Origin of the sequence: Caballeronia sp. GAFFF1, assembly GCF_023630705.1 — a bacterium.
GTDB lineage: Bacteria > Pseudomonadota > Gammaproteobacteria > Burkholderiales > Burkholderiaceae > Caballeronia.
Window position 1 is genome coordinate 47,797 of the sequence record NZ_JALQEM010000021.1, and the last position, 12,299, is coordinate 60,095.

General features: G+C 63.0%; 11 protein-coding genes. 6 read left to right on the top strand and 5 right to left on the bottom strand.

Translation table 11 applies throughout. The annotated features are described in order from the left end of the window. Positions 1-261: 261 nt before the first annotated feature. Entirely contained in the window at positions 262-858 is a 597-nt protein-coding gene (locus NCR37_RS11845; protein WP_250473166.1) for a nitroreductase family protein, read from the bottom strand. 73 nt (positions 859-931) lie between these two features. Continuing rightward, a complete protein-coding gene (locus NCR37_RS11850; protein WP_250473167.1) occupies positions 932-2,215 on the bottom strand; it encodes an MFS transporter in 1,284 nt (427 codons plus the stop codon). 113 nt (positions 2,216-2,328) lie between these two features. Between NCR37_RS11850 and NCR37_RS11855 the strand changes: the two genes are divergently transcribed. Both NCR37_RS11855 and NCR37_RS11860 read left to right on the top strand, forming a co-directional pair. Continuing rightward, entirely contained in the window at positions 2,329-2,988 is a 660-nt protein-coding gene (locus NCR37_RS11855) for a TetR/AcrR family transcriptional regulator (protein WP_250473168.1), read from the top strand. Then, positions 2,985-3,539, top strand: coding sequence for a DUF1415 domain-containing protein (locus NCR37_RS11860; protein WP_250473169.1), 555 nt, complete (start codon positions 2,985-2,987; stop codon positions 3,537-3,539). The genes NCR37_RS11855 and NCR37_RS11860 overlap by 4 nt, the downstream gene beginning before the upstream one ends. On the opposite strand, the gene NCR37_RS11865 is transcribed toward NCR37_RS11860, so the two are convergent. After that, positions 3,540-4,409 (bottom strand): class I SAM-dependent methyltransferase, encoded by an 870-nt coding sequence (locus NCR37_RS11865; RefSeq protein ID WP_250473170.1) that lies wholly within the window; start codon positions 4,407-4,409, stop codon positions 3,540-3,542. Positions 4,410-4,794: 385 nt separating this feature from the next. Here NCR37_RS11865 and NCR37_RS11870 point away from each other — a divergent pair, with 385 nt between their 5' ends. Then, positions 4,795-5,115, top strand: a complete 321-nt coding sequence (locus tag NCR37_RS11870) for a hypothetical protein (protein ID WP_061125643.1) — start codon at positions 4,795-4,797, stop codon at positions 5,113-5,115. A 48-nt stretch (positions 5,116-5,163) separates the two neighbouring features. On the opposite strand, the gene NCR37_RS11875 is transcribed toward NCR37_RS11870, so the two are convergent. After that, the gene (locus NCR37_RS11875; RefSeq protein ID WP_175946576.1) at positions 5,164-5,862 is read right to left on the bottom strand and encodes a FadR/GntR family transcriptional regulator; all 699 of its coding nucleotides are present in this window, start codon (positions 5,860-5,862) and stop codon (positions 5,164-5,166) included. 267 nt (positions 5,863-6,129) lie between these two features. Here NCR37_RS11875 and NCR37_RS11880 point away from each other — a divergent pair, with 267 nt between their 5' ends. The 3 genes from NCR37_RS11880 to NCR37_RS11890 all read left to right on the top strand — a co-directional run bounded on the left by NCR37_RS11880 (position 6,130) and on the right by NCR37_RS11890 (position 10,214). After that, positions 6,130-7,260 carry a mannitol dehydrogenase family protein gene (locus NCR37_RS11880; protein WP_250473171.1) on the top strand — a complete coding sequence of 377 codons (1,131 nt, stop codon included), beginning with the start codon at positions 6,130-6,132 and terminating at the stop codon, positions 7,258-7,260. 123 nt (positions 7,261-7,383) lie between these two features. After that, complete coding sequence (locus NCR37_RS11885) at positions 7,384-8,664, top strand: MFS transporter (protein ID WP_250473172.1); 1,281 nt, start codon at positions 7,384-7,386, stop codon at positions 8,662-8,664. An 8-nt stretch (positions 8,665-8,672) separates the two neighbouring features. Next, positions 8,673-10,214: a UxaA family hydrolase gene (locus NCR37_RS11890; protein WP_250473173.1), complete on the top strand. Its 1,542-nt coding sequence runs from the start codon at positions 8,673-8,675 to the stop codon at positions 10,212-10,214. Between the two features lie 270 nt (positions 10,215-10,484). On the opposite strand, the gene NCR37_RS11895 is transcribed toward NCR37_RS11890, so the two are convergent. Continuing rightward, a complete protein-coding gene (locus NCR37_RS11895) occupies positions 10,485-12,119 on the bottom strand; it encodes an NAD(P)/FAD-dependent oxidoreductase (protein ID WP_250473174.1) in 1,635 nt (544 codons plus the stop codon). Positions 12,120-12,299 lie beyond the last annotated feature (180 nt).

Genomic DNA, 12,299 nt, shown 5'->3' on the forward strand with positions numbered 1-12,299 from the left:
TTTGAAAGCCTTTTCCCGCATAGTCGGGGCGGTTTCGCCTTCGCACAGGCTTTCGCCCAGCGAACCGGCGTCTCCGCAACGCCCGACGATCACCGCCCACCCTCGCTCAACCAAACGCCTTGCCCCACGCGCCTTCGAACGCCCTGCCACGCGCTTTCGAACGCCTTTTCCCATATAGTCGGGGCGATTTCGCCTTCGGACAGGCTTTCGCCCAGCGAACCGGCGCCTCAGCATCGCCCGACGATCACCGCCCACCCTCGCTCAACCAAACGCCTTGCCCCACGCGCCTTCAAACGCCGTTTCGCCCAGCGGCCGACGCGTGCGCGGCGCGGTTTCCCTTTCTCGCAGGGTTTCGTCCAGCAAACTCGCGTCGCCGTGATGCCCGACCGAAATCATCGCGATCAACTGCACGTCGTCCGGCACGGAGAACGCCGCGCGGAAGGCGTCGCGATCGAAGCCGCCCATCTGATGCGCCGCGAGGTCCAGCGCGTGCGCCTGAAGCACGAGCGCCATCGCCGCCGCGCCGGTGTCGTAGGCGGCCGCCTGATTCGGCTCGCCCTTCGGCGTCAGCGTGGACGCCGCCACGCAGATCAGCAACGGCACATTCGCGTTCCACTTCTGGTTGAACGGCACAAGCGTGGCGAAAGCCCGCTGAAACGCCGCTTCGTCGCGATGACGGTCGAACACGAGAAATCGCCACGGCTGCAAATTACTCGACGACGGCGCCCAGCGGGCCGCTTCCAGCAACCGATGCAACTGCGCGCGGTCGACCGGCTCGTTCGAATACGCGCGCGGGCTCCAGCGGCCGGCCAGCAGATCGTGAATGTCGATATCGGTCGGAGCGGGCTTTGCACTCATGGCGTGACTCCCTGTCATGTGAGAAAGATCAAGCATAAACAAGGACGCCGCAGCACGCAGACACCGCCCCGCGTCAAGTCGCGGCCACGCCGGCAGCACGCTGCGCCCGGTTGATGCGCAGCACCGCCACCGCCGCGACGAGGCAGAGTCCGCCGGAGATCATCGTCGCGACGGTGTAGCTGCCGAGGCTCGAGCGCAGCATGCCGCCGCCCAGCGCCGCGAACGCCGCGCCCAGCTGATGCCCCGCGACGATCCAGCCGAACACGATCGGCGCGGATTCCTTTCCGTACACGTCGGTGGCGAGGCGCACGGTCGGCGGAACGGTGGCGATCCAGTCGAGGCCGTAGAACACCGCAAACACCGGCAAACCGAAGAAGTCGATGCCGAACGCATACGGCAAATACATGAGCGACAGCCCGCGCAGCCCGTAGTACCAGAAGAGCAGCACGCGCGCGTTGAAGCGGTCGGAAAGCCAGCCCGAAAGCGTGGTGCCGAAGAGATCGAAGATGCCCATCGCGGCGAGCAGCGTCGCGCCTTGCACCTGCGTCATGCCGTAATCCGCGCACATGGCGATCAGATGCGTGCCGACGTAGCCGTTCGTGCTCGCGCCGCAGACGAAGAAGCTGAAAAAGAGCAGCCAGAAATCTCGTGTCCTGCTCGCCGACGACAGTGCGCCGAACGCCACCTTGATCGGATTCTTATGCGCCGCAGCGGCGGCGGGCGGCGTGCCGGCGGCCTCTCCGACGGGCCGCAGCGCGACATCGGCCGGACGCTCGGGAAGGAGCCACGCGACGAGCGGCAGCACGACCGCCGCCGCCACTGCGACCACGAACACGACCGGCCGCCAGCCGTGGTGTTCGGAAATGGACGCGAGGAACGGCAGAAACACGAGCTGACCGGTGGCCGAACTCGCGGTGAGAATGCCCATCGCGAGGCCGCGATGCGTCGTGAACCAGCGATTCACGACGGTCGCCGAAAGCGTCAGGGCAGCGACGCCCGTCGCGCCACCGACTACCACGCCCCAGACCAGCACCATTTGCCACGGCGCGGTCATCATCGAAGACGCGCCAACGCCCGCGGCGAGCGTCGCCAGCGCGGCGAGCAAGGTCGGGCGCACGCCGAAACGCTGCATCGCGGCGGCGGCGAACGGCCCGGTCAAGCCGTACAGCGCCAGATTGATGGAGATGGCGAGTGAAATGGTGCCGCGTGACCAGCCGAGCTGCTTTTCGAGCGGCAGCATCATCACGCTCGGCGTGGCGCGCGTGCCGGCTGCGGCCAGCAGCACCAGAAACACGACGCCCACCGTCACCCATCCGTAGTGCATGCGGCCATCAAGCCGTTTCGCTACCCAATTCATCGCCGCTCCGCTCGGTTGATTGTTCTTCGTTACTGATCAGTCACATTGGAGTTGCGAGCTTAGTTACTGATCGGTAACATGTCAAGACCCATCCAGTTTTCGAGAATCCGACTTTGACACGATCATCCGCCGCCCCGGAGAAAACCCCTGCCCGCCGTCAGGTTCGCACCGACGGCGCAACGGCGCAGGAGCAACTGCTCGACGCGGCGCAGGCACTGTTTTATCGCGAAGGCGTTCGCGCGGTCGGCGTCGATGCCGTCGTGGAACGGGCCGGCGTCAACAAGATGAGTCTGTATCGGCGGTTTGCGTCGAAGGACGAACTTGTCGTCGCGTATCTGGAGCGCATGGACGACCGCTTCCGGCAACGGCTGGAAGCGAGCTTCGACAAGCATCCGGGCGATCCGGCGAAACAGCTCGTACGGGCGTTCGACGATCTCGTCGAGCGCGCGTCCGCGCCGGACTATCGCGGCTGCCCGTTCGTGAACGTATCGTGCGAGTTCGGCGACCCGGCGCATCCGGCGCGGCAACTGGTCGAGCGGAACAAACGCTACGTGATGACGCGCTTCATCGAAAAATGTCAGGAAGCCGGCGCGGAAAAGCCGGTGGAACTGGCAGAATCGCTGGCGCTGCTTCTGGATGGCGTGTACGCAACCAGTCAGACTTACGGTCCCGGCTCGGGGCCGCTGCGCGCGGCTTCGCGCGTGGCGCGCACGTTAGTCGATGCGGCATGCGAGAAAGGCAGTCACCCGCAAGGAAAGCAGGAACGCTCATGAAAGACCGAAGCACCCGCGAGGATGTCATCGCGGCCACCGAGCACTGGCTCACGCGAGCAGTCATCGGCCTCAACCTGTGCCCGTTCGCCAAAAGCGTGCACGTCAAGGGACAGATTCGTTATGTGGTGAGCGACGCGCGAACCGTGGAAGACGTGGTCGTGGAGCTCGCGGACGAGTTGCGCCTATTGCACGAGAGCGATCCGAACGCCATCGACACGACGCTCTTCATCACGCCTGACGCCTTCGCCGATTTCGCCGATTACAACGACGCGCTGTTTTTTGCCGAGCGCCTACTAGGCGAACTGAAGCTGGCGGGCGAGTTGCAGATAGCGAGCTTTCATCCGCAGTACCAGTTCGATGGAACCGAGCCGGACGATATCGACAACTACACGAATCGCGCCCCGTTTCCCATCTTTCATCTGTTGCGCGAAGCGAGCATCGATCGCGCGGTCGCCGCGTTCCCGGACGCCTCGGACATCTACGAGCGCAACATCGAAACACTGCGGCGCCTCGGGCACGACGGCTTCAAGGCGTGGATGAACAAACGGTAATTACTGCGTAAAGAAACGCTCGCGGAGCTCGTCGAGTCCGAGCGTTTCGAGCACATCCGAAAGCCGCTGCGCCGGACGGCCGCGCGGCAAGTCCTTGAACTGCGCAATGATCAGTTCGTTCTTCATCGAATGTTCCCAGCCCACCAGTTCGGTCACGCTGACCTGATACCCGTGCGATTCGAGTTGCAGGCAACGCAGCACATTGGTGATCTGGCTCCCGAATTCGCGCGTGTGCAGCGGATGCCGCCACATTTCGGTCAGCACATTCTTCGACAGCGCGTGTCCCTTGTTCTTGCGCAACACCGACGCGACTTCCGCCTGACAGCACGGCACGACCACGATGTACTTCGCCTTCTTCTGTAGAGCGAAATGGATGGCGTCGTCCGTTGCGGTATTACATGCATGCAATGCGGTGACGACATCGACCGAGTCCGGCAATTGCTGCGAATGAATCGATTCGGCCACCGACAGATTCAGAAACGACATGCGATCGAAGCCGAGCCGTTGTGCCAATTCTTCCGACTTTTTTACCAGCTCCTCGCGCGTCTCTATGCCATAGATGTGTGACCGATCGCGCAGAGTCTTGAAGAAGAGATCGTAGAGAATGAAGCCCAGGTAAGACTTCCCTGCTCCGTGATCGACAAGCGACACGGATCCTTGCCGCTGATGCACATCGGCCAGAAGCGGTTCGATGAACTGAAACAAGTGATAGACCTGCTTCAGTTTGCGACGGCTGTCCTGATTCATCTTGCCGTCGCGCGTGAGGATGTGCAGTTCCTTCAGCAGTTCGATGGACTGTCCTGGGCGGATTTCGTGCTTGGTTTGCGAATCGGACGCGCCGGGCGACGCGGCAGTGGACTTCTTGGCCATCGTAATCAGTGACTGGAGTGTGAAAAGCGGAGCATGTTCGCGCTGAATGTGCGCTAACCGCTGGTTCTGCCGCCTCAAAAGAGGAAGTTTACCCAAAAGCGCAAAGACGCTCTTGTTCCGCCTGACGGTTGGATGGCAAACGCGGCCCGAAAAGGCCCGTGGAACGGATCGTGCATCGTCTGACAATGAGGCCATTGATACAGACAGCACACGATGCGACCCGGAAGATCGCACGACGATGCAACAAGGCAGGAGCAACAAGCTGGGTAGCAAAGCCGCGTTTCGCAACGCTTACGTTGTCGCCGCGTGTGGCTCTGTTACGTAACACCTAACGCACAGCGCGGCGAATGCGACTCGCCGGCGCCATGATCAAGAGAGGACGGCGATGGATGCGATCCCGGACAAGAAAGCAGAGAAGCAGTTTCAGGAGATGCTTGCGGCACTGACCGCGATGCCGGCGTGGAGCGAAAAGCAGCAGCTCGAACTGGAAATGGCACGAGAGATTTCCGTGGAGATGCTGCGCCTTGCAGAATCGATGCGCGACGGCTCCACCGATATCGAAACGTGCCTGACCATGCTTAAGTACGCCAAGGTGATGGACTTCGTGCTGACGACGCTCGCGTCGCGCCGGGACATCGCCCCGCAGACGCTGCGCGTGATCTTCAAGCTAGCCGGTTTGAAGGTCGATGAAGCCTATCCGGGCTGACGCGCTGTTGCGCCCAAAGCCGGTCCGCCCTTCGAGGACGCGCCGGCTTCATGCCTTGCGTTTTGTCATGAGCCGCGCCGCGGAATTGCGCATGTGCCGCTGCATCGCGGCCTGAGCCTGAACCGCGTCGCGCGCCTCGAGCGCCTCAAGGATGTCGCGGTGTTCCGTCAGCGCGGCCGCCCACGTTTCTTCTCCCTCGAAATGCCCCCGAAGCGTCGATGACAGCGGGCTATGCCGTTCGTCGTAGAGCGCGCCGACGGTCCGCACGAGCACGTCGTTGCCGGACATCTGCGCGATCGCAACGTGAAACGCGCGATCGGCGCTCATCGGTATGAGGCCGTTTTCCACTTCGCGCGCCATCGTTTCGTACACCGTACGCAGCGCCTTCAGCGCCTTGGGCCGCGCGAACGGCGCGACGCTCGCCGCAATCGCGCCTTCGATGACGCTGCGCGCATTCATGATCTCGATGGGACTCTCACCGAGTTCCGCTTCGGCGCGCGGCGGTTTGGCGGCCGGCGTCGCGCAGATGTAGACGCCCGAACCCATGCGGATTTCGACGCGGCCCTCCAGTTCGAGCGCAACCAGCGCCTCGCGCACGGACGGCCGCGACACGCCGAGCGTCTGCGCCAGTTCGCGCTCCGAAGGCAGCCGGCCGTTCGGCGCGAAGTCCTTCTGTTCGATCAACCCGCGCAGCTTGTCGGCGATCTGCAAATAAAGACGCCGCGTCTCCGGTGGTTTCACACTCACGTGCTGACTCCTGAAAGCTCGGGGAAAACGTGGATTGTAATCAGGCGAGGCGCTGAAGCACCGTAGGCGGGCGGTTCAGCGAACATTCGCGGCTTACAAGTGGCTTGACCAATCGCGATTCAAGCCACTAGTATGCGATCTGGTAAGGCCACGTGGCCACCTTTTTTTCGATCCTGCTGGAACCGTTTCCAGACAGGCACGACTGAGCCCAGAGCGTCATCCGCCGCGGGCACGGGGAATGCAGCGCACGACGCGAGTGACGCAACCATGAGCAATCCGATTCTTCAGTTCGGCACGAGCCGCTTCCTGCAAGCGCACGTGGACATTTTCGTCGCCGAAGCGGCGCGGCGCGATACGTCCAAGGCGCTCGGCAAGATCACGGTCGTGCAGACGACGTCGAGCGCGGACAGCCGCGCCCGCACGGAGGCGCTGCGCGCAACCGGACGCTATCCGGTGCGCATCCGCGGACGGCGCGGCGACGAGACTGTGGACGTCACCATCGAAAGCGATTCGATCACCGAGGCGCTGCACGCGAACGAAGACTGGCCGCTGCTTCTGCAACGCATTCAGCGCGACGTGAAAGTCATCGTCTCCAATACCGCCGATGCCGGCTACGCGCTTTTCGATGAAGACACCGCCGAGGTGCTCGACGGCCGCCGCACGCCGCGCGGTTTCGCCGCAAAGCTCGCCATGCTCTTGCATGCGCGCTTCCGCGCGGGCGCCGAGCCGATCACCCTGCTTCCGTGCGAACTCGTTTCCCGCAATGGCGACACGCTGCGCGATCTCGTGTGCGGCGTCGCGCGCGGGTGGAAGTTGGACGACGCTTTCATCCGCTACTTGACCAACGATTGCATCTGGGTCAACTCGCTGGTGGACCGTATCGTTTCGGAGCCCATCGTCCCGGTCGGCGCGATCGCGGAACCTTACGCGCTGTGGGCCATCGAGCGGCAGCCGCGCATGGTGCTGCCGTGCGAGCACGAAGATATCGTCGTGACCGACGATCTTGCGCACTACGAACGGCTCAAATTGCTGCTGCTGAACCTCGGCCACACCATGCTGGCTGAAATCTGGCGTACGCGCGACGGCGCGCCGGACATGACCGTGCTCGACGCCATGCGCGACCCCGCCTACCGCGATCCGCTAGAGACAGTTTGGCGCGACGAAGTGTTACCGGTGTTCACCGCGCTCGGCCAGCACGACGTCGCGACGGAATATCTCGCGAGCGTGCGCGACCGGTTCGAGAATCCGTTTCTGGTGCATCGGCTCGCGGACATCGCGCGCAATCACGAGGAAAAGAAGGCCCGGCGCTTCCAGCCGGTCATAGAGCTCGCTAGCGGGCTCAAGCTCGATGTCGAGCAGAAACGACTGCGCGAGGCCTTGCAAACGACGACACACTGATTAGCCGCGCCAGTCCGCCGCAGAAGCGGACAGCTCACTGAATTTCATAAACACGGCCCGCCGCACGGCATAAGGCGGACCGGCCGACACGAACGTAGTGCCGCTTCCAGCAGGAGACAACAAATGCGCAAAATGCGTTGGGTAGTCATATTCCTGGCCTTTCTGGCCATCGCGATCAATTACATCGACCGTGCGAATCTCGCGGTCGCGGCCCCTCAGATCGAAAAGGCGCTCGGCATCGGGCCCGCGGAGATGGGCTTCATTCTGAGCGGCTTCTTCTGGACTTACGCGCTGATGCAGATGCCTTTCGGCTGGTTCGTCGATCGCGTCGGCGCGCGTATCGCGCTTCCGCTGGCGGTCGGCTGGTGGTCGGTGTTCACGGCGCTGACCGCCGTGACCACGAGCGTCGCCGGCATGTTCGGCTGCCGGCTGATGCTCGGCATCGGCGAAGCGGGCGCGTATCCGTCGTGCGCGAAACTCGTCTCGCAATGGTTCACGAAAGAGCAGCGCGCCTTCGCGACCAGCATCTTCGATAGCGGCTCGCGCGTCGGCTCGGCGCTGTCGATTCCTGTCGTCGCGCTCATCATCAGTTCGTTCGGCTGGGAAGCGTCGTTCGTGATCACCGGCGTGCTCGGCTTCGTTTGGATTCTGGGCTGGTTCGCGATCTACCGGAACAAGTCGAAGGGCGACCTCACCGGCGAAGTCGATGTTCCGCCGCAACCGGTTGCCCCGAAAAACAAAGTGTCGTGGGCTTCGCTTTTCAAGTACCGCACGCTGTGGGGCATGATGCTCGGCTTCTTCTGCCTGAACTTCGTGATCTACTTCTTCATCACGTGGTTCCCGAGCTATCTCGTTCAGGCGCACGGCTTCTCGCTGAAATCGCTCGGCACGCTCGGCACGATTCCCGCGCTGATGTCGATTCCGGGCGGCTGGCTCGGCGGCTTCGTCTCGGACTCGCTCTTCAAGCGCGGCTGGAGCCTGACTGCTGCGCGCAAGACCTGCATGGTCGGCGGCATGCTCCTCTCGTCGGTCATCACGTTGTCGGCGTTCACGTCGAACATCTATCTGATGCTTGCGTTCTTCGGCATTGCTTACGCGAGCCTCGCCTTCGCCGCCGCCAGCATCTGGTCGCTTCCGAGCGACGTCGCGCCGACGCCGGACCACGTCGCCTCCATCGGCGGCATTCAGAACTTTGCGTCGAACCTCGCGGGCATCGTCATCACGACGTTCACGGGCGTGATGCTCGCGCTCACCAAGGGCTCGTTCGTCATTCCGTTGTGCGTCGCGGGCGGCTTTTGCTTCCTTGGCGCATTCAGCTATCTTGTGATCGTCGGCAAGATCGAGCCGCTCGATGAAGCGGACAAACGCGCCGTCGCCGACAAGCGCGCACCCTCCACCATCTAAGAAAGATCATGTCCACCGTATCCAACGACCATGCGGTCATCCGGCTGCATCCGAAAGACGACGTCGTGATCGCGACACGTCAGTTGCTCTCCGGCGCGCGCATTGCGTCGGAGGATCTCGTCGTCACCGGGCTCATTCCGCCGGGCCACAAGATCGCGACCCGCGCGATCGCGGCGGGCGAGCCCGTCAAACGCTACAACCAGATCATCGGCGTGGCGAAAGAGGCGATCGCGCGCGGCCAGCACGTGCACACGCAAAACCTCTCGATGGCCGATTTCGCGCGCGAACACGAGTTCGGCGTCGACAAGCATCCGACGCCGTTCGTCGAGTCGCCGGCCACGTTCATGGGCATTCGCCGCGACGACGGGCGCGTCGCCACGCGCAATTTCGTCGGCGTGCTGACGAGCGTGAACTGCTCGGCGACGGTCGCGCGCGCCATCGCGGACCATTTCCGGCGCGACGTGCATCCGGAAGTGCTGGCGGATTATCCGAACGTCGATGGCGTGATCGCGCTCACGCACGGACTGGGATGCGGCATCGACATGCAGGGCGAAGGGCTCGGCATTTTGCGCCGCACGCTCGCCGGCTACGCGGTGCATCCGAACTTTCATTCGGTGCTGTTCGTCGGCTTGGGCTGCGAGACGAACCAGATCGGCGGTGTGCTTGAATCGGCAGGATTGAAGGACGGCGAGCGGCTGCGCAGCTTCACGATTCAAGATAGCGGCGGCACGCGGAAAACCATCGAACGCGGCATCGCGATGGTTAAGGAGATGCTCGCGGACGCCAACCGCGTGCGGCGTGAGCCGTTGCCGGCGTCGCATCTGATCGTCGGCTTGCAGTGCGGCGGCTCGGACGGCTATTCGGGCATCTCCGCGAATCCGGCGCTCGGCGCGGCAGTCGACAAGCTCGTTGCGCACGGCGGCACCGCGATTCTTTCCGAAACGCCCGAAGTGTACGGCGCGGAGCATTTGCTGACGCGGCGCGCAGTGAGCCGCGAAGTCGGCGAAAAGCTTCTTGCCCGCATCAAGTGGTGGGAAAGCTACTGCGAGCGCAACGGCGCGGCGATGGACAACAACCCGTCGGCGGGCAACAAGGTGGGCGGGCTGACCACGATTCTCGAGAAATCGCTCGGCGCGGTCGCCAAGGGCGGCACGACCAATCTCGTCGAAGTGTACGAGTACGCGCAGCGTATCGACGCCAAGGGCTTCGTTTTCATGGATTCGCCCGGCTACGATCCGATGTCTGCGACCGGCCAGGTGGCATCCGGCGCGAACCTGATCTGCTTCACCACGGGCCGCGGCTCGGCTTACGGCTGCGCGCCGTCGCCATCGCTCAAGCTCGCGACCAACACGGCGCTGTGGGAGCGGCAGGAAGACGACATGGATATCAACTGCGGCGGCGTGATCGACGGCACCGCGACGATCGACCAGCTCGGCGACGAGATTTTCCAGATGATGCTGGACTGCGCGTCAGGCGTGCCGTCGAAGAGCGAGCAGCATGGCTACGGGCAGAGCGAGTTCGTGCCGTGGCAGGTTGGCGTGGTGACTTGATCGAAGTCGTAGACAAGCGGTGCAATCGGACGGCGCGCCATTCGTGGGGAAGCATCCGCGAGTGGCTGCGCGGTCGCAGGATTTTCGTGCACGTAGCATCCGCGAGCATCTGCTTGGAGATCAGGCGCCGATCGCGTTCGATCGCTTACGTGCATGGGTATCAGCAATGGGTTCGGGTCTTTCCGAGCCACGTCGGGCGCGACGGGCGGAGCCGAGTCATCGAAAGCCTCGGCCCACTTGAACCAGTCTATTAGCAGCGATGCCGTTGGCTTATACGGTGGCGGAATGCTCGGCCATCATCTGCAAAGCAACCGCCTCCGCGACTTCAATACCGTCGATAGCCGCCGAGTAGATACCTCCCGCGTAGCCCGCGCCCTCGCCTGCGGGATATAAGCCTTCGACATTCACGCTCTGATAGTCATCCTTTCGACGCACGCGCAACGGCGATGACGTGCGCGTCTCGACGCCGGTCAGCACCGCATCGTGCATGCCGAAGCCGGGGAGCTTCTTGTCGATCTGGGGCAGCGCCTCCCGGATCGCCTCGATCACGTAATCCGGCAAAACCGTGCTCAGATCGGTCGGCTTGACGCCCGGCTTATATGACGGAATCACCGACCCGAGCGACGTCGACGGACGGCCGGCAATGAAGTCCCCAACGAGCTGCGCAGGCGCGCAGTAATCGCCGCCGCCGAGTTCGAACGCGCGCTCCTCCCACTTCCGCTGAAACGCGATGCCCGCCAGAGGACCGCCGGGATAATCCTCCGGCGTGATGCCGACGACGATGCCCGCGTTCGCATTCCGCTCCGCGCGCGAATACTGGCTCATGCCGTTGGTGACGACGCGCCCGGGCTCGGATGTCGCCGCGACGACCGTACCGCCCGGACACATGCAAAAGCTGTAGACGGAGCGCCCGTTGCTGCAGTGATGCACTACTTTGTAGTCGGCAGCGCCCAGGCGCTCATGCCCGGCGAACTTGCCGAAGCGACTACGGTCGATCACACCCTGCGGATGTTCGATGCGAAAGCCGAGCGAGAACGGCTTGGCTTCCATGAAAACGCCGCGTTTGTGCAGCATCTCGAAGGTATCGCGCGCGCTATGGCCGACCGCCAGCACAACGTGGTCGCAGCGAAGCGTTTCACCAGTCGACAGGCGCAGGCCGCGCACTTTGCCGTCATCGATGTCGATATCTTCGACGCGCTGCTGAAAGCGCACTTCGCCGCCGAGTTGGTGAATCGTCGCGCGCATCTTTTCGACCATACTAACGAGTCGAAACGTACCGATATGCGGGCGGCTCAGATAAAGAATGTCTTCCGGCGCGCCTGCTTTGACGAATTCGTCGAGAACCTTCCGGCCGTAGTGCTTCGGATCCTTAATCTGGCTATACAGCTTGCCGTCCGAGAACGTACCGGCACCGCCTTCTCCGAACTGCACGTTCGACTCCGGCTGGAGTTCGTTCCGCCGCCATAGCCCCCATGTGTCTTTCGTTCTTTCACGAACGGCCTTCCCGCGCTCGAGGATGATCGGCCGAAAGCCCATTTGCGCGAGGATTAGCCCGGCGAAGAGGCCGCAAGGACCCATGCCGATTACCACCGGTCGCAACATAGAGGACCGCTCGGGCGCTCGCGTCACAAAGTGGTACGTCATATCGGGCGTCACGCCGCAGTGCGGATGCGGATGTGCTTTGAGGCGATCGAGCGCAGAGGCTTCGTCCTTCACCGTGACATCGACGATGTAGGTCAGCTTGATGTCGGCCCGTTTGCGGGCATCGTGGGCGCGGCGGAAGACATGGAAATCGACGAGTTCTTCCGCCGCGATTCCAACTTCACCCAGACGCGCGATCACGGCTGGCCTGATAGCAGAATCGGGATGATCCAGCGGGAGTTTGATTTCGCTTAAACGTAGCATGAGAACTCGATGACAACGACGATGCGGGATACGACGGAGATTTTAGCGCGCCTGCATCGGTTCGCCGCGCGGAGTCGACTTGCGCACCGCGCGCGGTGCCGGAAAACGCAAAAACCCCACCTTTGTGGGGTGGGGTTTTTGTTTAGGGCAAGGGGAGCCTGACGATTACCTACTTTCACA

Bases quoted from the DNA above. Each gene is read 5' to 3' on its own strand.
- NCR37_RS11845 (WP_250473166.1), bottom strand. From the start codon at position 858: ATGAGTGCAAAGCCCGCTCCGACCGATATCGACATTCACGATCTGCTG.
- NCR37_RS11850 (WP_250473167.1), bottom strand. From the start codon at position 2,215: ATGAATTGGGTAGCGAAACGGCTTGATGGCCGCATGCACTACGGATGG.
- NCR37_RS11860 (WP_250473169.1), top strand. From the start codon at position 2,985: ATGAAAGACCGAAGCACCCGCGAGGATGTCATCGCGGCCACCGAGCAC.
- NCR37_RS11865 (WP_250473170.1), bottom strand. From the start codon at position 4,409: ATGGCCAAGAAGTCCACTGCCGCGTCGCCCGGCGCGTCCGATTCGCAA.
- NCR37_RS11870 (WP_061125643.1), top strand. From the start codon at position 4,795: ATGGATGCGATCCCGGACAAGAAAGCAGAGAAGCAGTTTCAGGAGATG.
- NCR37_RS11880 (WP_250473171.1), top strand. From the start codon at position 6,130: ATGAGCAATCCGATTCTTCAGTTCGGCACGAGCCGCTTCCTGCAAGCG.
- NCR37_RS11885 (WP_250473172.1), top strand. From the start codon at position 7,384: ATGCGCAAAATGCGTTGGGTAGTCATATTCCTGGCCTTTCTGGCCATC.
- NCR37_RS11890 (WP_250473173.1), top strand. From the start codon at position 8,673: ATGTCCACCGTATCCAACGACCATGCGGTCATCCGGCTGCATCCGAAA.
- NCR37_RS11895 (WP_250473174.1), bottom strand. From the start codon at position 12,119: ATGCTACGTTTAAGCGAAATCAAACTCCCGCTGGATCATCCCGATTCT.